Genomic DNA, 22,232 nt, shown 5'->3' on the forward strand with positions numbered 1-22,232 from the left:
CACTCATTCTTTCAAGGGAGGCTGAACGATGGCACGAGGCGGCTATAGGCAGCCCTCCAATCCGGCTGCCGTGTCGGGCCCGGGTGCGCTCTCGCAGAAGGTGTGCATACGGTGCGGCGAAGCGAAGCCGCTCGACGCCTTCAAGAACCGTGCCGGGGCAGCCGACGGGAAGCGGAACGACTGCCGGGCCTGCTCGTGGCGCCGTGAGGAGTTGCGACGGGGGCGCCCCGAAGTCCGGGCGCGCATCCTTGCCGCACAGCGCGAGCGCCGTCGGCGCAACTACACGCCCGAGTCCGGGCGGGCTCGGAACATTTCCTTCCGGTTTCGGCTAACGGCAGAGGACTACGCCTCCCTGCTCGCGGACCAAGGTGACGCCTGCGCCATCTGTGGCTCCGAGCCGGAGCCTGGGACCCATCTCGCAGTCGACCACGACCACTCGTGCTGCCCTCCGCCAAAGAAGCGAACGTGCGGGGCGTGCATACGCGGCCTGCTGTGCTCTGGCTGCAACAAGGCCCTCGGGGGATTCAAGGACTCGCCCGACCTTCTCTCTGCTGCAATCCGATACCTGACGGAGACTGCCAATGGCTGACGGACGCGGCGGCTACCGCCGCCCTGGCAACCCGGCGCCCGTATCCCCACCAGGCGCCCTTTCGCAGCGCACCGACGGTGGCCCCACGCAGGCGGGCATGGTCGCCCCTGGCGGCGAGTACGGGGAGCGCCAGGAGATGGAAGGGATGCAGGCCGGTGCCGCCATGCAAGGCGGCGGTGGCGGTGCAGCCGACCTCGTTCCGATCAACGCCCCCTCGGCGATGCCGGACCAGCCGATCACGGCTGGCGCACCGGTCGGTGCGGGCGTCGGCCCGCAGGCCGCTGGCATCCCCACCGAGGAGCAGGCGTCGGTCGAGCAGCTGCGTCCGCTGCTGCCTTCCCTGGAGTTCATCGCCAACCTCCCCCAGTCCAACCCGGAGACCCGGGCGTTCGTCCGACGGTTGAAGGCGGCTGTGTATGGCTGACATCTGGGGTTCGATCAAGAACACCGCAGAGTCGCTTGGTGGCGCGATTGTCGCGCCCGCTGGTGCCGTGTGGGACTTGGCGTCGGCGCCGTTCGATGACGAAGACGACGACTTCGGCACGATCCTCAACAAGCTCGCCGGTCGTGCCGGCGACGTGCTGGACCCGCTGCTGAACGAGGAGACCTTCACTGGCCTCGGGTTCTCCAAGGCCATGCAGGGCTTGGAGTACGTGTACCGCGAAGGCGTCTCCGAGCCGCTGTCCACCGGCATCACGCAGACGGCAGCGGCGTTCGACCAGCGCAACCCTGGCGTGCTGTTCGATGCGGAGTCGTGGGCCAAGGCGTACGACGTTGCCCAGAACCGCAGCATCGGCCAGTCGATGGCCGTGCTGAACGCCGAGGCCCCGTTCATGCTGGGCCTGAACTCCGGCCAGTGGGCTGTGCAGGGCGCGATGAGCGACCCGATGGATGACCGTGCCTACCGGCAGATCAACGAGGGCCTGGGGCTCCAGTCCACCGTGCTCTCTGGCGGCATGGACTTCCTTGCCCGCTGGTATCTCGACCCCGGCATCGTGGTCGGCAAGGGTGCCTCCGCCGTCAAGGCGAAGGCGCAACGTCGAGCCCTCTCCCCCGAGGAGCGGGTCGACCTGTTCGACCGGATGCACACCGCAAAGGCGGAGAAGCTTGGCCTTCCCGTCTTCGGCGGGAAGTGGACTGAGCGTACGGACATCTCCACCCGCACGGAGAACTACCTGCGGTGGATCAACGAGGCGGGCGACGGCGGTCGCCCCTTGAACGCTGCCGAGATTTTCGCTGGCTCCCCGGAACTGGCGCGCACCACCAATGGTCGCGCCATCGCTGGCCTGCTTGCTGACGCCGGGCGTCTATCGGAGGTGCCGGAGGAGTTCGGTCGCAGGGCTGTGCTGGAGGGCCAGGTCAAGGCCCGCAACGCCCAGCGCCGCATCCTTGCGGTCGCTGCTGGCGACGAGTCGCAGATCAAGCGACTGGAGTCGGAGATTGTCGACGCCGGTCACATCGCTGACCAGTTGAAGAACATGCTGCGTGGCACCACCCTGGAGCTGAAGACTCAGGCGCTGGTTCCGTCGGCCCGCACCAACCCGGCGTTCATTGCCGACCTGGAGCGCCAGCTCGGGAACCTCAACTCCGAGAAGGCTATTGACGAGTTCGTGACCGGCTGGGAGGCGCGTCAGCGCATTCTGTCCGAGCTTGCTGGTGGGCTGAAGGAGCTTCCCGGTACGAGCGCCACGGGCCGCAGGGCCCTCGGTCGAGAGCAGGGCAAGGGCGCCCTCATCGGGGACGGCACAGCGAACACCGGCAACGCTGCACTGGACACTGTGGTCACCAAGACCGCTGAGGTTGCCCGCAAGCCTGGCACCGTGCTCCGCGCACGACAGGAGTCGGCGTCGACCATCTACGCCAAGGGTGCCTACGGCATCCCGCTGCTGGTGGTCAACACTGTCGGCCTCGCTGCCTCGCCGTGGACGAAGGCGCTGCCGAAGGGCATCAACGCCCTCCGCACCTCGCAGTACCACGGCATCGCCAACCTGCACGACTGGGACGGCTCCACCATCCAGCTCGACTCGATGATGCGAGTCGCGCAGGTCGATGACGCCAACCGGATGGCTGTGCTGTCCGAGGCCGCGCTCGCCCGGAACGAGGCGGAGCGCCAGCGGATCATCGTCAAGGCCGAGAACCTGTCGATGAAGCGGCTGGCTGAGCGGTGGAGCGAGAAGGTTGGTCAGGAGATTGACCGGGGCTTCATCGAGGAACTGATGATGCGCCAGAACGGTCACCGTTCTGCTCGGCTGACTGCTGCCAAGGGCCGCGCCTACGCGGCCACCCAGATGGACCCCGCTGCCGGTGCCGCTCTCGGCACCCGGGTGGCCGACTCTGCTGTGGACCAGGCGACTGCCGCTGCCTCCCGTACGGACTCCAAGTGGTCCCTGCGGGTGGACCAGATCAGCGACGACGGCGTGCCTGTGGCACTGCCGCTGCTGGAGACCCAGCTGGGCAACGTCGTCCCGATGGTCGACGTGAACCTGGCGGAGAAGGCGCTGTCCCGTGAAGGGTCGCGCCTGTCTCGGATGTCTCGTGCGTGGCGTGAGAACGAGTACGAGATTGACCGCTTGTCCCGCATGAAGGCTCCGGCTGGTTCGGCTGTCGCCAAGGCTTTGGAGGCGCGGCGTGCCGCGACCGACATGCTGCTGGACGTGGCTGCCACCGGCACTCGGGTGTGGAAGTTCTCGGTGCTGATGCGCCTGGGCTACCCCATCCGTGTGGTCATGGACGACCACATGCGTATCTGGACCCAGTTGAACGCCATGTCGTTCTATGGCGACAACGGCACCGAGGCTGCCAAGAACCTCTGGTACAACAAGGTTACCCGCAACCGGGAGGCATCTGTGGCTGCGGCCCAGATGCGTTTCCAGCGTCGGGAGTTGTTGGACCAGGCGGAGGCGGCAGGCCTTGCCGGCTACGACGACTTGTACCGCGAGGCGCGGTCCCTGCACCGTTCGATCAACAAGAAGCGGTACTGGGTCAACCAGTGGGAGAAAGACGGCAGCCCGGAGTCGCAGGCGAAACTGCGCGAGGCACGGGAGTGGCTGGCGGAGAAAGAGTCTGCCCGCAACAACCTGCTGGAGCAGTTGCCCGACGAGTCCCCGTCGGAGCTGCGGAAGCGTGCAGGCGAGTTGGAGAAGCAGCTTGCTGACTTCGAGAAGGCGCCGAAGAAGACTGTCGGCACCCAGTCGTTCCGGCTGAACGGTGTCGAGTACGACGGCGCGTTCGCCACCCCGTCCGGTGAGGCGATGCGTGAGGCATCGCGCTCCCAGGCCACGTTCGACGCGGTGTTGCAGACCGGCGAGGAAGCCTCCTACATGGGGCTGACCGCTAACCGGTCGCACCGCATCGTGCAGCCCGGGGAGCGCGGTCACCTTGAAGCGTGGGCTTCGGCGGTGAACTTCCAGTTCCGGCAGTCCGAGGCTGCGATGCACTTCGTCAACGGCGGCAACGTCGATGACTTCGTGAAGTGGTTGGGGAAGCCCCAGCAGAAGCATCTGCGGGAGCGGCTGCCGCACTTCGCGCACGACCCCGAAGATTGGGGTCACCGCATCCAGCAACTGGTGGACGACTACCTGCCGACGGCGGAGCTGCGCGAGCAGGTCGCCAAAGGTCAGGTCACTACCGCGACGTTGCGGAAGACGGTCGGGCCCGACATGGGGCCCGCCGTGCATGGTGCTGTGGTTGGCGACAACCTCGGCATCTCTGCTGCGGTGACGATGGCCGGCAAGGCGATGAATCGGGTGATGAAGGCCCTGGCGGAGACGCCGACGGATCGGCTTTCCCGCCACCCGTACTTCAACTCGATGTACAAGGTGCACGTCCAGGAGCAGCACCAGCTGCTCACTCTGGCGAAGCGGAAGTCTGGTGGGCCGGTTCGGTTCACCGAGGCTGACCGTCAGCGAGTGATGGCCCAGGCGCGCAAGATGGCGATGCACGACCTGAAGCGCACCCTGTTCGACATCTCGGCGCACTCCAGTGCGGCGCATGTGATGCGGTTCGTGTCTCCGTTTTTCGCGGCGCACCAGGAGTCGCTGGCTCGTTGGTGGCGGATCGTCGGGGATGACCCGTCGATCATCCGCCGCTTCCAGCAGGCGTTCGACATGCCCCGCAAGTTGGAGCTTGTCGTCAACTCCGAGGGTGAGCTGGTCGAGTCCGGCGAAGGTATCTCGACCGACCACCGTCTGTTGCTCCAGTGGCCTGCCGCTTGGGGCGGCAAGAAGATCGAGACGTTCGAGCTGGAGGACGGTCGCAAGATCGTCATGGACCCCACGTCCATCTCCAAGTGGACGCTCGGGGAGAACTCGTTCAACCTCGTCCTCCAGGGCGGGTTGATGAACCCGGGCGCCGGTCCTGTGGTGTCGCTCCCTGCCGAGTATCTGGCAGCGAAGTACGCCAACGAGGAGGAGATTGCTCGGGTGGCACGGGTGTTCAACCCGTTCCCGCCCGGGGCTCCGACCGATGTGCTGTGGCCTGCCACGTTGAAGCGGTTCATGGCTGCGGTGCAGGGCGAGGGCAACCGGGAGTACAACACCCGGTGGCGGCAGAACATCTCGGACATGTCCACGGACTTCCTGTTGGAGAACGGCAGGGAACCCACGGAGTCTGAGGCTGAGGAGCTGCGGGTCCGCGCTGGTCGCCTGACCAACACGGAGATGTGGCTTCGGTTCGCCAACAACATGTTCTCTCCGGCCCCGGCTCAACCGGGGTCGAAGTACGCAGCCATCACTAACGCTTGGCGACAGATCAGTGACCTGTCCCGAGACAAGGGTTACGGATACGAGTGGGCTATCGAGAAGTTCAAGGAGCGGTACGGCGAGGCATACATGCCGCTCATCTACTCGACGTTCAACAACCCGACCGGCATCGACATCTCCATCGAGGCGGTGTCTGCGTTCAAGCAGCACCGTCCCCTGTTGGGGAAGGTGGACTACCGGCTGCACAAGGGCGTCATGGGTGCCGACGGCAAGGGCGAATGGTCGCCCGAAGCCCGCGTGTTCTTTATGAACCAGCGGGTTCGACCGGGTGACTCGGAGACGTACCTGTCGAACGACGACCCGCGTACGGCGCAGATCGAGCATCAGGTGAAGCGAGGGTGGGACCGCTACGCGGGCCTCACCGCTCAGCTTGACCTTGTTGCACAGCAGGCAGGGCTCACCACCTACCGCGAGTCGGAGGTGCTGATGCAGGCTCGACGGGAAGCCGTCGAGCAACTGAAGGCCGAGAACTACGCCTGGGGCGAGGAGTGGGATTCGTTCAACCCGAACGAGTTCGACTCTCTGGTGGACGACCTGGAGCGTGTGGCGTTCGAGTCGAAGCTCGGCAAGGACTCCATGCGCGGGGATGTGCGGGTGCTCCAGCAGTATCTCGCTACCCGCGCCCAGGTGCTGGAGTACATGGAGGCTCGCCGCGAGGCGGGGCTCACCTTCTCCCCGGACGCCCAGGACATGGCTCCGGTCATGGAGGAGTTCACCCGGGTGGTCGGTCAGCTTGTCGAGTCGAACACCGAGTTCGATGAGTATTGGTTCCAGGGTTTGTTGGAGCGCGACCCGCTCCTGACAGGAGAGGTCGGCTGATGGTGAACCAGATTGACAGGCCCATCGCGGACGCCCTCCAGCGTCCGGCGCAGGCGCTCCTGTCGGTGATCCGGGGTGCGGCGAGTGGCGGGGTCCGCAATGCCCCCGCCCCCTCCGCCTCTGGCGGGCTACTGGACATGAACGCCCTGATCGCCCAAGTGCAGGCAGAGGGTGCCGCCTCCGGGCGGGACCAGCTCCCGTCCTGGGTGACCCGCCGTGCCCAAGGGCACTACTCGCAGTACGGCGAGCCGATGGTGTACCTGGGTGGCCGCAAGCGCCAAGCCAAGTCGATGTACGACCCGAACGCCGGCTCCCCCCGTCGCGCCGATGCGCTGGGCGAGGACTTCGGTGTGTACGAGGAGCCGGTCGAGGCGACGCTCACTCACGCGCAGAACCGTCCATACATGTGGGACGAGAAGAAGATTCTCGACGCCATGAAGAAGATGCGTGAAGCCGGGTTGAACGTCACTGACTTCGACACGATGACCCAGGTGTGGGGCGGGCTCGTCAACCGAGCCGCCCACATCTACTCGCTGTCGGGTGGCACCAAGAAGGTGACGCCGTGGGATGTGCTGGACATGCATAAGTCGGAGTCCGCTGCTGCGGGCTCCCTTGTGGACTACGAGTCCGGCTCGAAGACCACGACGCAGCGCACGGTCAGTGAGATTACTGAGGGCCAAGGCTGGCAGGTCATGCAGCAGGTTCTGGCGCAGCAGCTGGGGCGTGACCCCAGCGACGACGAGGTGCGGGACTTCACGTTCCGCATGAACCAGTCGGCTGCACGGAACCCGTCGATCACCGAGACGATCCAGCGGTACCAGGCTGGTGAGATTGTCGAGGCTGACTCCACCACCACGGGTGGGTGGACTGGTGCCGATGTGATGCGGTCGGCTGAGCAGGAAGCTCAGGCCGACCCGGACTGGGCTGAGTACCAGTCGGCCACGACTTTCTTCAATGCGACGCTGGGTGCCCTCGGGGCTATCGGTGATGTCTGATGGCGTGGGATGACGAGCAGCGCAGAAACGCGGCGCTGATCGCAGAGGTGGGCCGCTCCCTCGGAGCGTCCGACCGTGACGTGCTCATCGCGTTGATGGTGGCTGCCCAGGAAAGTGGGCTGCGGAACCTGAACTACGGGGACCGCGACTCGCAAGGCTTGTTCCAGCAGCGTCCGTCGATGGCGTGGGGAACGGTCGATCAGATTCGTGACCCGCGCTATGCGGCGCAGGCTTTCTTCAAGGGGGCCGGCACCAACCCGGGGCTGCTGTCCCTGTCGGGACGCGACTCGATGTCGCTCACGCAGGCAGCCCAGGCGGTGCAGCGGTCGGGCTTCCCGGACGCTTACGCCAAGCACGAGAAGGCCATGAGGGAACTCATGGGCTCGGTGGCTTCGCCGCAGGCGGGGACGCTGGGTGCGTCCCCCGGGCTGGACGACTTGCTGGCTGACTTGAAGCCGGACCCTGTTGCGGCAGACCCGACCGAGGCTGTCGCTGCGGTAGACGGGTCGGCCTTGGACGCGATGTCCGCCGACGACGTTGGTCTCGGCGAGGCGTCTGCTGTTGAGTCTGGCCTCGGCACCATGTCGTTCGGTCAGCAGCCGCAGAACCAGCTGGCGCATCTACAGATGCCCAGCCTGGAAGACCTGGGCGTCACCACGACGACCACCACGTTCAGTGGTGAGGAGTCTTGGCGTAACGAGATTGTTGCTGCGGCCCGGGAGATGCTGGGGACGCCCTACGTGTGGGGCGGCACCTCCTACAGCGGCGTGGACTGTTCGGGGCTGATCGCTCTGCTGTATGGGGAGCGGGGGTTCAACCTTCCGCGTCTGTCTGCGGACCAGGCTCGCTCTGGGGAGCGGGTCGGCTTTGATGCTCTGAAGCCTGGCGATCTAGTCGCTATCGACAACTCATCACGCAACAACGGCGCTGACCATATCGGAATTTTCGTGGGCAACGGTCAGGTGATTCACGCACCGCGCCCTGGCAGCGCGGTGAAGGTCGACTCGATTGACAGCGTGTTCAAGGGCGGATGGGGAATCCGCCTCTCTAGGTAGGAGACTGGATGCCTAACGCACCCGAGCGTGACACGCTCAGCCGCGAGGAGATGGCGCAGAACTACGGTTTTGCCTTGGGCTTCCTCCAGTCCGACCCGGAGCTGATGAAGCTGTTCCGGCAGGCGACCAGGAACAACTGGGCGCCCGACCGGTTCGTGGCGAAACTGCGGTCCACCGACTGGTTCAAGAAGAACTCGGCGAACGTCCGTAACGCCATCATCCAGAAGACCTCGGACCCCGCCACCTACAAGGCGAACGTCAATCAGATGTTCGCCACGGTGCGGGACACCTGGCAGTCGATGTTCGGTTCCGCCGGCATGAACCGCAAGCAGATGATGGCTTGGTCCGAGACTGCGGTGACGATGGGCTGGACCCAAGCCCAGCTCATGGACAACATGTCCAAGGGTGTCAACTTCAAGCAGCTACTCACCAAGAAGAATCTTGGTGGCACCGCTGCTGAGTCGGAGCGGCAGATCGCTCAGTTGGCCGAGGCTTACGGGCTGAAGCTGGGCCCGCAGTGGCGGGCTGCTCAGGTGAAGCGCCTGGTGGCTGGCAACGACACCCTGGAGGGTGTCACCAACCGGGTGCGGGAATTGGCGAAGCAGCAGTACCAGGCGTTCTCTACACAGATCGACGCCGGCATGACGATCCAGGAACTGGTCGATCCGTACCGGCAGATGCTGGCGGAGCGGTTGGAGTTGTCGCCTTCGGCGGTGGGTCTGGACGACAAGCTGTTGCGGAGCGTGCTGTCGGCACGCGACGACAAGGGGCGTCCCACCACGATTTCGTTGGGTGACTTCGAGGACGCGATCCGCAACGACAACAGGTGGCAGTACACCGACAACGCCCGCGAGGAGATGGCTTCGTTGACCGCTGGGCTGTTGCGTGACATGGGGGTGCTGGCCTAATGGCATACGACCGCATTAGAGCCCTTCAGAGGCGGGGCCTGGACAAGTCGCAGATCGTGGCCCGGTTGACGGGCACGAAGGACAACTCTGGGGGAGCGTCACAGCTGTCCCCTGGGCAGCTGCGGGCTATCGGGTTCTCCGAGTCGTTCATCTCCAAGGCGCTGGCTGGCTCCGGTAGAACCGACATGGGTATCGTGCAGCCGCCACGGATGGTCACCGGACCCCTGGGCGGGGCGGTGGGGTTGAACCCTCCGCCGACCGGCACCCCGTCGACCCCGACGCCTACCACACCCACGCCTGCGCCCGCGCCGGAGACTCCGGGCATCGACTGGAACCAGTCGGCGTACGACGTGATGCGCCAGATGCTGGACCAGTACGGCCTCGGCTCCCTTTCGAGCGTGCTGCGGAAGCTGATCGAGCGCGGCATCACCGATCAGGCGTCGGTGATGCTGGAGCTCCAGAACACCGCCGAGTGGAAGCAGCGGTTCGCGGGCAACGAGATGCTGCGTCAGCGCGGACTCGGCGTGCTGACTCCCGCCGAGTATCTGGCGGTCGAGCGGTCCTACGCCCAGGTGCTCCGCAACTACGGTCTGCCCGAGGGGTTCTACGACGACCCCTCGGACTTCGCCGGCTTCATCGGCAACCAGGTGTCCGCTGCGGAGTTGCAGCAGCGGGCCCAGGCGTACTCCGACCTCGCCAACCGTGAGGACTCGGCCATCAAGGACCAGCTGCGTGCGATGGGCATGGGGCAGGGCGACCTGCTCGCCTACATGATGGACCCGAACCGTGCGGCTCCACTGATCCAGCGCAAGTACCAGACGGTGCTGCTGAGCGCAGCGGCCCGTCGCCAGAACCTCGGTGTGGACGAGGAGTACGCCGGTCGTCTGGCGGAACTCGGTGTCACCGAGGGTGATGCGATCCGTGGCTATGGCTCCATCAAGGCTGGCCTGCACACCTTCCAGACGCTGGGTGACATCTACGGCTCCACGTTCGACCAGCGCGACTACGAACAGGAAGTGTTCGAGGCCGACGGCCAGTCTGCCCGCAAGCGCCACGGCCTGGCGTCCCAGGAACGCGCCGCGTTCTCTGGGCGATCCGGGCTTGATGGACGCACTTTGGCCCGTGACCGGGCTGCTGGGCAGTTCTAGGAATGGGGCGCGGTGTCTGCTGGTGCGGACAGGACGTGCCCCCGACTGCTGTGACGTGCCCGCGATGCGGCACTCCAGCCCACAAGACCTGCGTGGACCGACCGGCCCCACGCCAGTGAATCCGTAAGACCGGTAGCACGAGCAACACCTCCGCCCTCCACGGAGGTGTTTCGGCGTGCGCTCATCTGAATGGAGTGGTCACTAGTGAGTGACGCAATCGAGCACATCGACCTTGACAGCGACGAGTACGCGGACACCCCGCGTGCCCTTCGTGACGCTTACAAGAAGCTTCAGGACCGCCTGAAAGACATCTCGTCGGAGCGCGACACGCTCCGTACGCAGATGCAGGCATCCGCACTGTCCGGTGTGCTCACCGGCTTCAAGAACCCCGAGCGAGTGAAGTCTGCCCTCCTCTCCGACAAGGTTGACCCCCTCAATACTGAGGCGGTCACCGAGTGGATTGAGGCCAACGGCGACGACTACGCGAAGGCTTCCACGGAGCCGGGAACACAGCCCGCTGCAAGTGGGCAGCCCGATCCGGCTGCCCCCTACGGTCAGCTTCGTTCGTTGGATGGTGCCGCCGCTGGCGGTGACGCCTACATGACGAAGTTGGCGCAGGTGCAGCAACTCATCACCGCCGACATGGACGGTGCCGCCGTTGCTGCCCTGTTCGAGCAGCACGGGCTGTGACCTCCCTGCCCATCTCTCGCTAGAAGTGAGGTCTGCGTCCAATGGCTGACGCTTTCATTTCCACCTCCACCCTCCCGGCATCCGTCAAGACCGCTCTTGACATGTACGTGCGGGCGGAGCTTCGGCACCAGCCGATTCTCCGTACCCTCGCGGACACCCGCCCCGTTCAGGTGGACCGCCCCGGTTCGTCTATCGCCCTTTACACGGCGTCGGACCTGGCTCCGTCCACCACCCCGCTGTCGGAGACGGCGGACCCGGACTTCGTGGCCCTGCCCGACCCGACGGCTGTCACCCTGACGCCGTACGAGTACGGCAACGCCACCATCTCCACCGTCAAGGTGGGGGCCACGTCGTTCCACGACATCGACCCGTACCAGCGTGACCGTGTTGTTCACAACATGCGGGACTCGCTGGACGTGCTGGTGCGTGACGTGGTGTCGGCTGGCACCAACGTCCGCTACGCCGGTACCGCCACGTCCACCGCCACGGTGGACAACGATGATGTCATCACGTCTGACGACGTGCGGACCATTGTCACCAAGCTCCGTTCGGCTGGCGCTCCTGCCCGCCTTGCGGACCTGTACTGGTGTGGCATCCACCCCGACGTTGCTCACGACCTCCGTCGCGAGGTCGGCAACACCGGCTGGATGGAGGCGCACAAGTACGCCGCTCCGGGCGTCTTCTGGCCGGGCGTCACTGGTGTCTACCAGGGCGTCTACTTCCAGGAGTCGGCGCGCATGAAGGTCGCCGCCGACGGCGTGGACCTTGACGGCGCTGGCGCGGGCACCGCGCAGGCCAAGGTGTACCGCACCGTCTTCGCCGGCAAGGAGGCTCTTGCCGAGGGTGTCGTGGTCGAGCCGGAGGTTCGTGTGGGTGTTGTGCCTGACCGACTGAACCGTTTCCAGCCGCTCGGCTGGTACGGCTTCCTTGGTTGGGCTCGCTTCCGTGAGGCGTGCTTGTGGCGCCTGGAGTCGGGCTCCTCGATCAACGCCTGATCGTGACGGTTCGGGGGCGGGCCCTTCGCGGGGCCCGTCCCTCACCGTCCGGTCGGACTGATGGAGGGCCGATGACCAATGCCTCTACGCCCACGACGGTGGGCGAACGTCTCGCCGTCATGGACACCAAGCTGGACGTACTGATCCAGCAACGCACCGATCACGAGGAACGGCTCCGCACGTTGGAGCGGTTCCGCTGGGTGCTCCTGGGGGTTGCCGCAGCGTCGGGCCCCGTTTTCAGCAAGATCGCCCCGCACCTTTAGGGAGCCTGTTGTGTCGTACTTCCTTGCCCCGTCTCTGGTGAAGCTTCGTGATGAGGTGAACCAGAAGTGGCCTAAGCGTGACAAGACCAGCGACGGGTGGATCGGTGACCCGTCGCACGCGGCGAGGAAGTCCGACCACAACCCTGACTGGGCTGCCCCCGGCTCACGCCGTGGGGTGGTCCGGGCGGTCGACATCGACCGCGACGGCATCCGCCCATTCGCGCTGCTGAAGCGGCTGAAGAAAGACTCGCGGGTCTACTACATCATCTTCAACGGCCACATCTATAGCCGCAGCACTGGCTTCAAGAAGGTCAAGTACAGCGGCGCCAACGCACACACGACACACCTACATGTGTCGATCCTGGGCACCGACTTCGCTGAGAACTCGGTGCGTCCGTGGCTGCCCACGTTCGTCACAGTGGAGACCCGGGGTGCCCGGGTGGACAAGGCGCTGGTTCTGCTGGAGCAGGCCCTGGCTATCGCCAAGGGTGGTCGGCGCAGGAAGCTCGCCCGCGCTGTGCGCGAGGCTGAGTCCATCGCGGTGAAGCAGAAGCGCAAGCAGGTCTGAGATGCCGACGTTCACTCCCCCTACACGGGGGCAGTCGTCGTCGGATCATTTCTGGGGTCGCTTCCAGGTCCAGGCCGGCGAGTCTGTGGTGAAGACCGATGGCGTCTTCACCTTGACTCCGGTGCCGTGGATCGGTGACCTGAAGGGCTTGACCGAGGGCGTCGAGTGGTTTCAGGGCGGGCGCACCTACGTCGTGTCCGACGAGGTGGCGCAGCAGTTGGGGGCCGACGGGTTCACCGTCGTGCCTGATCTTGGTTACGGCGAAGCGCCGTACGGACATCAGGGGTATGGACTGTGACCTACGGACTTCCAACTCGCGGTCAGGCTGACTGGGACGACGAGCTGAATAGCAGCGTAGAGAGCTTGCGGGGGCTTGCTCAGAACGCCGACGCGAAGGCGTCGGCTGCTGTGTCCACCGCGAACTCCGCAGCCCATACAGCGGCTGACGCGATTGCTCGAAGCAACCTCGCGCTCGGATCGAAGGTGCCTGAAGACATCATCGGCGCGCCGATGGGCGTCGCCGGCCTGGACTCCGGGGGCAGGCTGCCCGATGGGCAGCTGCCGGTCGGTGTCGAGACAGAGGTTGGCGCCGCCGCGAAGGCGGACGCCGCTGAGTCCGAGGCGAAGTCCTACGCCGACGGCCTCGCCTTCGTTCTCGACTGGCGGACCTCCGACCTGGAATCGGCAACGTCTTTGCTTGACGGGCGAGCGTCCTCACTGGAGGCCCTGACGACCGAAGGTCGCCTGTCCGAGAGCGCACTTACGGGCGAGATCGTGGCAGGCATCGACGCCGCCCCGGTGGCGCGCACCGCCGCCCCCGCGTCGGCCCAGTTCGCGCCGCCGCTGGGGTTCGCCCACGTCGACACGATCAAGGGCTACGCCTTCCTCAACTTTGAGCCGGGGTCGGGGGACATGATCGCCTCCGTGCTCGGCTCGGCGGCCGGGTCCTCCATCGCGCGCTCAACCGACTCGGGCAAGACGTGGACCACCATCGGTGTTGTTGACCCCGACAACACTCCCGGCCACTTGTGGTACACCGCAGCAGGTGCGTGGCTGTGCTCTTCCAACGGCGGGAGGCTGTACCGCTCAACTGACGCCGGCGCTACATGGGCTCAGGTCAGCGGACTCGACCCCGGAGTGGGCATCCTTCAAGAGGGCCTCACGCAGGACGCGGGTGGAACGCTCTATGCCGCCCGCTACGGCGGCGGGGGGAACAAGGTCTACGCCTCTACCGACGACGGCGTTACGTGGACGGTCCATTCAACCTTCGCCACCTCTGACGCAGGTGACCCGCAGCCGACCATCCGACACATTCACGGCATCAAGTCGCTGCCCTCCGGGCTGTGGCTCTACACCGGGGACAATCACCTCCAGTGTGGATTCTGGCGCTGGGAGTCCGGCGCTTGGGTGCGGAAGTCGCCCGCCGTTCCCGACCCGGACGCGCAAATCTGGCGGGCCGTGGGGCTCACTGAGCGAAATGGGTGGCTCTACTGGATTCAGGACGGTGCGGGCGGAGCGCCCGCCCGGAAGCCTGCGATCTTCAAGGCTCACCCCAGCGACCTCGCAGGGACCGTGATCGAGGTCGCTGGAGACCTCCCCATCGGAGGCTGGTACACGGCGCACATGGCGGACGGAACGATCCTCATTGGCGGCGTCGTAGAGGTGAACTTCGGTGACGAGGAGGACCGTGCCGTGCGTCTGTGGGCTGTCACGCCGGACGACAAGGTTCATGAGCTGTACGCCGCCGAGCGAGTCCCCGACGCCGTCGTTGACTTCACGGCGCTGCGAAACCTTCACGTGCGCGCCTCTGACGGCCTGGTGGCCTTCACGGTCAACCAGGTGGACTTCACGGGACCGGGGGCATCCTCCTACGCCTCTGTGTTCGGCCATGTCCGACAGGGCGGCGCGCGGTTCGTGCCCAGCCCCCAGGCCACCCCTCAGGCGTTTTCGGGTACACCGCGCACGCTGCACCGCTCTGTGATTACGACCTCGTCGCCGGTCTACGCTGGGCTCACGGAAGCGCTCATGCCAGAGATGCGAGTCAAGGTGCCCTCCCGCATGCGGCCAATGCTCGTGCTCATCAAGGCGACCGTGTCCATGTCCGCTGCCAACGTGGAGGGCCGCTTCACCCTGTATCGCAACGGTTCGGCGGTCCCCGGCAATACGTGGACGATCAAGCCGACGACCACCGACTACTTCCCGATGGTGTGGTGGGCGATCGTGGATCCATTGAACCTCGTGGACCAGACTTTCGAGCTCCATTGGATGTCAACCAGCAACGGGGTGCAGGTCCGCTCGCTGTTCAGCGACCGGAGCCTAACCGTGCTCGAACTCTGAGCTGCTCGGTCCCGGACTGACTGACCAATAAGCAGCACCCTTCACCTACCCCACGTTCACTCTCTCAACCGGAGGCGACATGCCGCTCGGGCAGAACTGCACGTCCTCATGCCGCACGAAAGACCATGAGTCTTTCGGTGCCTGTATGCGGGCGAAGAACATGAAGGTGGGCTGGTGTCGGTCTGCCGACGGACACGACTACACCCAGAACAAGCGAGCCGACCGTGGGCTCGACGCCTACCAGTCGGCTCGGGCCCAGGGCATTCAGCCGGCGTCCACACGCCGGGCTGATGTGGAGCGTGCGGTGAAGATCAGCGAACTGGCGGGCTCCGCCTGGGACGCGGGAACGAGTCAGGTCTGATGGTGACACTCAACGGTGTGGCTGACGAGGTGTTGCGTCGCCTGTACGGCTACGGCCTGACGCATCCGCGTGCGTCCTACTTGTCTGCTGCCGTGAATGCCACCGACCTTGTGTGGTCGGTGACTGATGCCTCCCAGTTCTCCCCAGGGGTGGCCGAGGCTGGCGACGAGCTGGTGTGGGTCGAGTCGGTGGACACCGGCACGAACACACTCACTGTCGCCCCGGACGGGCGAGGCTGGGGTGGCACTGCTGCCGTCGGTCACGGCGGCGGTGCTCGTGTTGAGGCGAACCCTGCGTGGACTCGGCTGGATGTGAAGCTGGCGATCAACGACGCTATCGCCGGTACTCACCCGACGTTGTTCGGGGTGGATGCGGTGTCGTTCAACTACAACGTTTCGCGCAACACCTATGAGGTGCCTGCGACGACGGAGCGGGTTCTGTCGGTGGTGGCTGAGACGATTGGCCCCTCGAAGGAGCCGCAGGTGCTGCGGCGCTACCGGTTCAACCCGACCGACCCGGAGTCTTCGACGGGGAAGTCGGTGACGTTGGGCGAGCAGCCTGCCCCCGGCCGCACAGTGCGGGTGTCTTTGATGGTGTCGCCGTCTGCGATTGGTGACAGTGACGACTTCACGGTGTCGGGCCTGCGGGCTACTGCCCGCCCTGCCGTGGTCTATATGGCGTGCTCGTCGCTGTTGTCGTTCGCGGATGCTGCGCGGCTTCAGGCGGACACGGCTCAGTCGTGGCAAGCCTCGGAAGGCAACCAGATCGGTTCGGCGGCCCGACTGTCGACACAGCTGTACCAGCGGTATCTGTTGGAGTTGGAGTCGGAGCGTAAGCGGCTGCGTCAGGCGCATCCGGTGAGCGTGACGGTGAGGTCGCGGTGACAGACAACTTCTTCATCAACGGCCTCGGATTCCAGAAGGCCATCTCTGCGGAGCGCCCGTATGAGCGGGCGACTGCGCCGTTCCGCAAGGAGCAGATGGACACCACCCCGACGGTGGGCGACCAGTCCCTTGCGGGCTGGTGGACCCGGGGGCAGATGTCTTTCCATGAGGGCGCAGGCATCAAGTATTACGAGGTGCTGGACGGCCAGGAGGTGCTGAACCGTTTCCAGGACTCCTCTGGGGTGAACCCGTGGGAGCCTGGCGAGGTGCGCTTGGATGCGGGCCTGACCCGCATCGGCTTGTCCGGCGTCACTGACGCCGTGGGCGGCAGCGACTTCAACACGTCCGCTGCCGGCGTGTTCGCACTAGTGGGCGGGAGCCTGCGGTTCGTGTCGAGCGCACCGGGGGCGACCTACGCCCCGGTGTCGGGCGGCAATATTTTGGCGATCACCACCTCCGGGACGGGGTTGTATTACGCGACCTCTGCGGCAGTGGAGGGGCCGCAGGAGATTACGTCCACGGTCACCAACTACTGGACGAACCCGCGCTGGTACGCGGGTGGCTCCACTGGCACATCTAGTGCCGAGGTGGATGCGACCCACCAGAACGGTTCGCTACTGCTCGCGTTCGATGAGAGCGAAGCCGTGGAGCCTTCTGGTGGACCGCACACGTTCACCGTGGAGGTGGTGGGGCTGACCAACGGCTCCACCTACCGGATCATCGTGGACTGCCAGTCGGCTAGTGGTGACTGGGAGTTGCGGGTCAATGGCGCTGTTTTGCATGACGGCCCCGCTGCGAAGGTGGACACAACCTTCGTCGCTGCGGGCACGACAGCAACTGTCGTGATCGACATGGGCACCGGCTTGGCCGGGTCGTTCGCTTTCCGTGAACTGTCGTTGACCAACGACTTCACCGGCCCGTCGGTGAACCCGCACGACAACCCGACGTGGCAGTGGACCGGGACGCCGAACGCCTCCCGGTCCCAGTTCACTCAGACAGTCGGTCTGGGTGACCGGATGATCCTGTGGCAACCACTGGCCGGTCGCTCTTGGGTGAACACTTGGTGGGCGAAGGGCCGACTGTTCGCGGTCGATGACCTGGGGCGGTTCTTCCAGCTGACTGCCGTGGGTGGCACCACGGCGAACGAGCACATCTTCTGGTCTTCGCGCCAGTCGGGTGCCGGATGGAGCATGGCGGAGTCCCCGGGCCCGATCTATCTCGCCAAGGGTGGCGTGATCTATGCGCTCACCCCGGACGCCCAGGGCGACATCCCACTGCTCACCACGCCAGTGGTGGCAGGGACGCTGCCGACGGGCGAGGTCATCAGCTCGCTCTACTTCTATCTGGGCAAGCTGGTGATTTGCTCCAACGCTGGGGTGCGGGTCGCTGAGGTGGGCCCGAGCGGGGAGATCGGTTACGGCTCCCCGGTGATCCGGGGGGACTTCTCTGCCTCGCGGCGCATCAACGGTCTGGGTGACGTTGCCTATGTGGTGGGTCGCCAGGTGGGCGACACCGCACCGTCGGTGTTCGTGTTGAACCTGGCGATGGCGGCTGGAGAGTCGACCGCGCCGTTCGCGCGTCGCCGGGAAGTTGCTGCCGGTGGCGCACTCGGCGTCACTGTCTCTCCGGCGCTGCGGCTGTACGCCTTCGACGGTCTCGGGTTTCTGGCGGAAGCACCGACGCTGGCGGCGTCGGGTTATGTGCAGACTGCGCTGCATCGTCTCGGCACGTTGGAGCCGAAGTTCTTCAACGAGGTCAAGGTGAAGGTGGAGGGTGTCGGGCAGGTGGCCGTCTCGGCTGTGCTGCCGGACGGAGCCAGCGTCTCGGTGGGAACGATCACTGCGCCGGCTTCCGCTGACCTGGACCTGCGGTCTGCTGCCGGCGGCAACCCGGTGGAGTATCTGGCGTTGCGCTTCACTCTCACCCCGACTGGGGGTGAGTCTCCGGCGCTGCTGGGTTACCAGCTGCGGGCCCTGCCGGTGCCTCGGCGGCAGCGGTTGATCCGCGTGCCGTTGAAGCTGTTCGACTCGGAGACCCATCAGGGTCGCGCTGCCGGCGCCCCTCGGTCTGCGTGGTCTCGACTGGAGGCTCTGGAGGAGGCGGAGGCCGGCATGTCGATGGTGCAGTACCGCGACACCGAGACCGGTGAGGCCGGTACGGCGTACGTCGAGTCGGTTGATTTCAACCGCACCAACCCCGCTCCCCAGCGGGGTGGCTCTGGGTTTGGCGGAATCGTGCATGTGACGTTGAGGAAGGTTGGCTGATGGCCGAGAAGAAGCTGACGGCGAGTCGTCGCCGTCGCATCTATGACGTGTTGATTGCGGCTGCGCCGCTGGTCGGCCTGTATGTGGGCGTGACTGAGCAGGAGCTGGCGTTGTGGCTGTACTTGGCTGCGTCGGTGCTGGGTGTCGGGGTTGCCCGACAGAACGTCACGGAGGACTGAAGACGATCTTGCATCGTGGCACCTAACGGTGCTACGTTCGAGTCCTCCCAACGAAGTAGTACAGAGAGCCCCCTGGTCTTCGGACTGGGGGGCTCTCTTTTTGCGTTCCCCAGGTTCTTCCAAGTTTGGTGAACCTTGGAGTTCGTTGTGAGAACCATGTTCATTCCGTAGACGGCTTGGGGTGCCGAAGTGGCACCGAGCCCCAGGAGGGGGCTGGGAGGCCGTCAGATTTCTGACGTGTGGGTCAGGACCACGGGTTCTGGCCTTCCTGTCCCCACACGATTAGCCCTGACGGGGTGGTCCTGGGCCGGAGTCCTTTCTCGGCCAGCTCCTCGTCGGTGCGGCAGCGGCGCCTGTCGGGTCCGCTGCGGATGTTGAAGTCACCGGTTCGGTGGAGGTCCCCGGCTGTGGAGCCGGAGAAGGTTCGGTGGCAGCCGGCGACGCAGTGCTCCAGGCGTGTGCCGGTCCAGGTGTCTCCGCAGGTTTGGCAGCTGGTGACCATCGTGGAACCCCTTGGTGATGTTGACAGGTATACGTCAAGGGTCCTCTTGGGGTCGGGTCAGTGCAAGTCGCCCGGTGGACTAACGGGCCGAAACGTGACTACTTGAATCGCATCAAGGAGTAGTCCTAGGTAGCCCGTACGGGTGGTTTTGTGGTTGAGACTTGCACCACTGTCGGTGGGGGTGCCTACTGTGCGCCTTGCACCGCCAAAGTAAAAACCCCGGGGCGAAGGGCCCGGGGCTGGACGGTTGCAGTGGGAGAGAGCGGAACAGTTGGACGGGAGCTTCAAGGCTCCCGTCCTGACAGAACAGACCAGTTCAGTAACTGCAACTAACTACTACGTAGTTAGTTATTACTGGGCCCCGGCCCAGGCAACGTTACAGCACTTCTTTGTTAGCTGTCAAGTTCTTTCATCACGATTCGGTAACGGTCAGGGAGGCCGGAGCCAGAATCATCTCAGTGTAGCTCCGACTTGACATCTAACAATCGGGACCCTTGAATGGGTCCCAGGAGGTACTTCCTCCGCACTCGTTGGGAGACGAAGCATGACCAGAGTCACCATCTACGGCCCGATCCGCGACCTGCCCGATGGGCCGGAAGTGTGGGTCGAAGTCTTGACGGACAAGTTCATCGACCTTCCGTCCGCTCTCTCGCTGGTCACGTCACCCGAGGAGCTGGCACTCCTATCCGAGTGCCCCCTACCCGCAGTCGCTTACACCGAAACTAGGGAAGACAGCGGCTACCGCTACGGCATGACGTGGGCCCTGGCCTACGCCGGGAAGCAGGACGTGTGAGTACACGCATCAGCATCGACGGCTACGAGCCGAAGCACTTGTCGTACAGCACGGTCAACGGCTACCGGTTCTGCCCGAAGTCGTTCCAGCTGGGCAAGATCAAGCGAGTCGAGCAGCGGCCCGGTTGGGCCGCTATCGGCGGCAACGCTGTCCACCGGGCGACCGAACTGCTGGACTTGGCCGCTTTCGAGCGGTCCCAAGTTGACACCTATCAGGATGAGGAGCCGGCGTCTGGTGACGCCGCTCTCCGTGATGGTCTGCGGTCTTGGGGATTGGACATCGACCAGTGAGCGGGCGCGAGTTCAAGCCCGGAGACGTGGCCGTGACCGAACTGCTCGGGCGTGTGTTCCGCACGCACCACGGCTGGGTGTTTGAGGACGGCAGCACCACAAAGGCCGAACCGCTGGGGCTCCGCCCCCTGGACATGGGGGTGGCGGCATGAGCTTCGCCGTCTGGATCATCCTCGGCTACTACGCAGCCGCACTCGCCACCGCGATCCTCGTCGGCAAGTGCATCAAGTGGGGTGACCAGTGAACGCCCTGGAGCTGCCGCCGCAAGGCGAGGCAGACGCAGCCTTCTGCCGCTGGTGTGAGTCAGACCGGTTCCGCTCTAAGCGTGGGGCGCTGGTGTGCAGCACCTGCGACCTGGACTCCTGGAAGGAGCACAAGTGATGTGTCCACACCCCGGCTGCGGCCTGGAGGACCAACCGATCCGGGGTCAAGCCCGGGTCACCAACCGGCGCATGTGGTTGTGCCGGTCCTGTGGCGGGGTGGTTGGACCACCCGCCCCCACTCGACAGCAGCGCGGCAAGCGCAAGAACCGAAGGAGTTAGACATGAGCAAGTTCAAGGTGGGTGATCGGGTTCGGGTGAATGGCACATTCCCCGACGACCCCGACCAGCGGGTCGTCGGCTGTGTCGCCACGGTCGTCGGCTGTGTCGCCACGGTGGTGGAAGGCCACCGGGGAAGCAAGTACATCAGAGCGAACCTGGCGAACCTCGGTGAAACATGGCTGTTCCTGCCCGGGGAGTTGGACCGCATCAGCACCGAGTTCAAGCTCGACGGTGGCGAAATCATCCGCAACACCCGCACCGACAAGACCGGCATCGTCTACACCGACGGCGACGGAGTGCGTCGCATCCGTTACGTGGAGCCCACGCTTGTCTCCGACGACGTGAAGGCGTCGGCGGTGGAGGAGTATGAGCACCACTATCCCGGCACCTACGAGGTGCTGTCCGGGGTGCCGGCATGAGCCGCGCACTGGCGGTGCTCGCGTGCGTGCTGTGGGTCGTCGGTCTGCTTACAGCACCCTCCTTCCTCCTCATCGCATACCTGGGGCTTTTCGGCGTGCTTGCCTTCGACCCGTGGGCCGATGTCGCGGTGCTGAACCTGCTCACCGGCGCCCTCTTGATCTTTCTGGGGTTCGCCGCTGGGGAGTTGTCCGATGGCTTCTGACCTCTCCGCTCTCTGGGCCCGCTGCTGGGACGAGGAACTGAAGAACCGCAAAGACCAGTCCCCGTCCTACACCCAGGACCAATACTCCCTCACCGGACGCGCCTCGGCTGCCTACGGCGGGAAGAAAGGCCCCGAATGGTGGGCCGACAACGGCCCCGCCATGATCCAACGGTGGCTCGACTGGCGGGCAGAGAACGCCGGCTGGGAAATCTGGGTCACCCCCGACGGCAACCCTGCCATCGAGATTGAGTTGAACATCAAACTCCCGGGAGACATCCCGGTGAAGATGTTCATTGACCGCGTGTTCGTGCTGCCGTCCGGCCAGCTTGCTGTGCTGGACATCAAGTCCGGTCGACTGCCGGACTTCGATGAGCAGCTTGGTCTCTACGCCACCGGCCTGGAGATTGCCTACGGCTCCCAGTTCCGCCCCGAGTGGGGCTACTTCTGGGATGCCAACAAGGGCACGCATGGCACCCCGCGCTCTTTGGCGCGGTGGACTGCACCGCTGATGTCTCAGCTGTATGCCGAGGCTGCTGCGGGGATCAACGCCGGATCGTTCTTGCCGAAGCCCGCCAACAACTGCCAGGCATGGTGCGGGGTCTCTGACTACTGCTCGGTTGTGAATGGCTCGAAGGCAGCGGGTGTCGACCCGCTTGCTTCGCTCTGAA

Annotated in this window: 24 protein-coding genes; 23 read left to right on the top strand and 1 reads right to left on the bottom strand. The window is 65.2% G+C overall.

The features are described 5' to 3' along the window. The first annotated feature begins 28 nt into the window (after positions 1–28). The 18 genes from J2S59_RS20275 to J2S59_RS01485 all read left to right on the top strand — a co-directional run bounded on the left by J2S59_RS20275 (position 29) and on the right by J2S59_RS01485 (position 18,815). The gene (locus J2S59_RS20275) at positions 29–589 is read left to right on the top strand and encodes an endonuclease domain-containing protein (RefSeq protein WP_181641482.1); all 561 of its coding nucleotides are present in this window, start codon (positions 29–31) and stop codon (positions 587–589) included. A 97-nt stretch (positions 590–686) separates the two neighbouring features. Then, positions 687–1,013 (top strand): hypothetical protein, encoded by a 327-nt coding sequence (locus tag J2S59_RS01410; protein WP_181641481.1) that lies wholly within the window; start codon positions 687–689, stop codon positions 1,011–1,013. After that, a complete protein-coding gene (locus tag J2S59_RS01415; protein WP_068116852.1) occupies positions 1,006–6,168 on the top strand; it encodes a hypothetical protein in 5,163 nt (1,720 codons plus the stop codon). The genes J2S59_RS01410 and J2S59_RS01415 overlap by 8 nt, the downstream gene beginning before the upstream one ends. Then, positions 6,168–7,163: a hypothetical protein gene (locus J2S59_RS01420; protein ID WP_306824735.1), complete on the top strand. Its 996-nt coding sequence runs from the start codon at positions 6,168–6,170 to the stop codon at positions 7,161–7,163. Before J2S59_RS01415 ends, J2S59_RS01420 begins: the two co-directional genes overlap by 1 nt. Continuing rightward, positions 7,163–8,218, top strand: coding sequence for a C40 family peptidase (locus J2S59_RS01425; RefSeq protein ID WP_306824736.1), 1,056 nt, complete (start codon positions 7,163–7,165; stop codon positions 8,216–8,218). Before J2S59_RS01420 ends, J2S59_RS01425 begins: the two co-directional genes overlap by 1 nt. A gap of 8 nt (positions 8,219–8,226) precedes the next feature. Beyond that, positions 8,227–9,126 (top strand): hypothetical protein, encoded by a 900-nt coding sequence (locus J2S59_RS01430; protein ID WP_068117791.1) that lies wholly within the window; start codon positions 8,227–8,229, stop codon positions 9,124–9,126. Positions 9,127–9,335: 209 nt separating this feature from the next. Then, positions 9,336–10,274, top strand: a complete 939-nt coding sequence (locus J2S59_RS01435) for a hypothetical protein (RefSeq protein ID WP_068117790.1) — start codon at positions 9,336–9,338, stop codon at positions 10,272–10,274. A 2-nt stretch (positions 10,275–10,276) separates the two neighbouring features. Beyond that, a complete protein-coding gene (locus J2S59_RS20445; protein ID WP_220138312.1) occupies positions 10,277–10,393 on the top strand; it encodes a zinc-ribbon domain-containing protein in 117 nt (38 codons plus the stop codon). A gap of 85 nt (positions 10,394–10,478) precedes the next feature. Next, positions 10,479–10,964: a hypothetical protein gene (locus J2S59_RS01440; protein WP_068117786.1), complete on the top strand. Its 486-nt coding sequence runs from the start codon at positions 10,479–10,481 to the stop codon at positions 10,962–10,964. A gap of 41 nt (positions 10,965–11,005) precedes the next feature. Beyond that, the gene (locus J2S59_RS01445; protein ID WP_068117783.1) at positions 11,006–11,959 is read left to right on the top strand and encodes a N4-gp56 family major capsid protein; all 954 of its coding nucleotides are present in this window, start codon (positions 11,006–11,008) and stop codon (positions 11,957–11,959) included. Positions 11,960–12,030: 71 nt separating this feature from the next. Further along, positions 12,031–12,222, top strand: coding sequence for a hypothetical protein (locus tag J2S59_RS01450; RefSeq protein ID WP_068117780.1), 192 nt, complete (start codon positions 12,031–12,033; stop codon positions 12,220–12,222). Positions 12,223–12,232: 10 nt separating this feature from the next. Continuing rightward, positions 12,233–12,790, top strand: a complete 558-nt coding sequence (locus J2S59_RS01455; protein ID WP_181641587.1) for a hypothetical protein — start codon at positions 12,233–12,235, stop codon at positions 12,788–12,790. Between the two features lies 1 nt (position 12,791). Further along, the gene (locus J2S59_RS01460; RefSeq protein WP_068117775.1) at positions 12,792–13,088 is read left to right on the top strand and encodes a hypothetical protein; all 297 of its coding nucleotides are present in this window, start codon (positions 12,792–12,794) and stop codon (positions 13,086–13,088) included. Beyond that, positions 13,085–15,127, top strand: coding sequence for a WD40/YVTN/BNR-like repeat-containing protein (locus tag J2S59_RS01465; RefSeq protein ID WP_306824737.1), 2,043 nt, complete (start codon positions 13,085–13,087; stop codon positions 15,125–15,127). The genes J2S59_RS01460 and J2S59_RS01465 overlap by 4 nt, the downstream gene beginning before the upstream one ends. A gap of 145 nt (positions 15,128–15,272) precedes the next feature. Then, positions 15,273–15,488, top strand: coding sequence for a hypothetical protein (locus tag J2S59_RS01470; RefSeq protein WP_068119744.1), 216 nt, complete (start codon positions 15,273–15,275; stop codon positions 15,486–15,488). A gap of 17 nt (positions 15,489–15,505) precedes the next feature. Continuing rightward, entirely contained in the window at positions 15,506–16,372 is an 867-nt protein-coding gene (locus tag J2S59_RS01475; RefSeq protein ID WP_181641770.1) for a hypothetical protein, read from the top strand. Then, a complete protein-coding gene (locus J2S59_RS01480) occupies positions 16,369–18,636 on the top strand; it encodes a hypothetical protein (RefSeq protein WP_068119740.1) in 2,268 nt (755 codons plus the stop codon). Before J2S59_RS01475 ends, J2S59_RS01480 begins: the two co-directional genes overlap by 4 nt. After that, a complete protein-coding gene (locus tag J2S59_RS01485; protein WP_068119738.1) occupies positions 18,636–18,815 on the top strand; it encodes a hypothetical protein in 180 nt (59 codons plus the stop codon). Before J2S59_RS01480 ends, J2S59_RS01485 begins: the two co-directional genes overlap by 1 nt. Positions 18,816–19,059: 244 nt before the next feature. On the opposite strand, the gene J2S59_RS20430 is transcribed toward J2S59_RS01485, so the two are convergent. Continuing rightward, on the bottom strand, positions 19,060–19,317 hold the full coding sequence (locus J2S59_RS20430) for an FDXHR family putative zinc-binding protein (protein ID WP_438361591.1): 258 nt from the start codon (positions 19,315–19,317) through the stop codon (positions 19,060–19,062). A gap of 544 nt (positions 19,318–19,861) precedes the next feature. On the opposite strand from J2S59_RS20430, the gene J2S59_RS01490 reads away from it, so the two are divergent. The 5 genes from J2S59_RS01490 (at position 19,862) to J2S59_RS01510 (ending at position 22,231) form a co-directional block, all read left to right on the top strand. Further along, entirely contained in the window at positions 19,862–20,110 is a 249-nt protein-coding gene (locus J2S59_RS01490) for a hypothetical protein (RefSeq protein WP_068119736.1), read from the top strand. Then, complete coding sequence (locus J2S59_RS01495) at positions 20,107–20,400, top strand: hypothetical protein (protein ID WP_068119734.1); 294 nt, start codon at positions 20,107–20,109, stop codon at positions 20,398–20,400. The genes J2S59_RS01490 and J2S59_RS01495 overlap by 4 nt, the downstream gene beginning before the upstream one ends. A gap of 544 nt (positions 20,401–20,944) precedes the next feature. Further along, positions 20,945–21,361 (top strand): hypothetical protein, encoded by a 417-nt coding sequence (locus J2S59_RS01500; RefSeq protein WP_068124557.1) that lies wholly within the window; start codon positions 20,945–20,947, stop codon positions 21,359–21,361. After that, entirely contained in the window at positions 21,358–21,564 is a 207-nt protein-coding gene (locus J2S59_RS01505) for a hypothetical protein (RefSeq protein WP_068124558.1), read from the top strand. Before J2S59_RS01500 ends, J2S59_RS01505 begins: the two co-directional genes overlap by 4 nt. After that, a complete protein-coding gene (locus tag J2S59_RS01510; RefSeq protein ID WP_306824738.1) occupies positions 21,554–22,231 on the top strand; it encodes a RecB family exonuclease in 678 nt (225 codons plus the stop codon). The genes J2S59_RS01505 and J2S59_RS01510 overlap by 11 nt, the downstream gene beginning before the upstream one ends. Position 22,232 lies beyond the last annotated feature (1 nt).

The organism is Nocardioides massiliensis, assembly GCF_030811215.1.
GTDB lineage: Bacteria > Actinomycetota > Actinomycetes > Propionibacteriales > Nocardioidaceae > Nocardioides_A > Nocardioides_A massiliensis.

What these genes read in the sequence shown, in the direction of transcription:
- J2S59_RS01460 (WP_068117775.1), top strand. Translation starts at nt 12,792, where the DNA reads ATGCCGACGTTCACTCCCCCTACACGGGGGCAGTCGTCGTCGGATCAT.
- J2S59_RS01415 (WP_068116852.1), top strand. Translation starts at nt 1,006, where the DNA reads ATGGCTGACATCTGGGGTTCGATCAAGAACACCGCAGAGTCGCTTGGT.
- J2S59_RS01505 (WP_068124558.1), top strand. Translation starts at nt 21,358, where the DNA reads ATGAGCCGCGCACTGGCGGTGCTCGCGTGCGTGCTGTGGGTCGTCGGT.
- J2S59_RS01410 (WP_181641481.1), top strand. Translation starts at nt 687, where the DNA reads ATGGTCGCCCCTGGCGGCGAGTACGGGGAGCGCCAGGAGATGGAAGGG.
- J2S59_RS01425 (WP_306824736.1), top strand. Translation starts at nt 7,163, where the DNA reads ATGGCGTGGGATGACGAGCAGCGCAGAAACGCGGCGCTGATCGCAGAG.
- J2S59_RS01430 (WP_068117791.1), top strand. Translation starts at nt 8,227, where the DNA reads ATGCCTAACGCACCCGAGCGTGACACGCTCAGCCGCGAGGAGATGGCG.
- J2S59_RS01500 (WP_068124557.1), top strand. Translation starts at nt 20,945, where the DNA reads ATGAGCAAGTTCAAGGTGGGTGATCGGGTTCGGGTGAATGGCACATTC.
- J2S59_RS20430 (WP_438361591.1), bottom strand. Translation starts at nt 19,317, where the DNA reads ATGGTCACCAGCTGCCAAACCTGCGGAGACACCTGGACCGGCACACGC.
- J2S59_RS01470 (WP_068119744.1), top strand. Translation starts at nt 15,273, where the DNA reads ATGCGGGCGAAGAACATGAAGGTGGGCTGGTGTCGGTCTGCCGACGGA.
- J2S59_RS20275 (WP_181641482.1), top strand. Translation starts at nt 29, where the DNA reads ATGGCACGAGGCGGCTATAGGCAGCCCTCCAATCCGGCTGCCGTGTCG.
- J2S59_RS01490 (WP_068119736.1), top strand. Translation starts at nt 19,862, where the DNA reads ATGACCAGAGTCACCATCTACGGCCCGATCCGCGACCTGCCCGATGGG.
- J2S59_RS01485 (WP_068119738.1), top strand. Translation starts at nt 18,636, where the DNA reads ATGGCCGAGAAGAAGCTGACGGCGAGTCGTCGCCGTCGCATCTATGAC.
- J2S59_RS20445 (WP_220138312.1), top strand. Translation starts at nt 10,277, where the DNA reads ATGGGGCGCGGTGTCTGCTGGTGCGGACAGGACGTGCCCCCGACTGCT.
- J2S59_RS01510 (WP_306824738.1), top strand. Translation starts at nt 21,554, where the DNA reads ATGGCTTCTGACCTCTCCGCTCTCTGGGCCCGCTGCTGGGACGAGGAA.
- J2S59_RS01445 (WP_068117783.1), top strand. Translation starts at nt 11,006, where the DNA reads ATGGCTGACGCTTTCATTTCCACCTCCACCCTCCCGGCATCCGTCAAG.
- J2S59_RS01435 (WP_068117790.1), top strand. Translation starts at nt 9,336, where the DNA reads ATGGTCACCGGACCCCTGGGCGGGGCGGTGGGGTTGAACCCTCCGCCG.
- J2S59_RS01450 (WP_068117780.1), top strand. Translation starts at nt 12,031, where the DNA reads ATGACCAATGCCTCTACGCCCACGACGGTGGGCGAACGTCTCGCCGTC.
- J2S59_RS01420 (WP_306824735.1), top strand. Translation starts at nt 6,168, where the DNA reads ATGGTGAACCAGATTGACAGGCCCATCGCGGACGCCCTCCAGCGTCCG.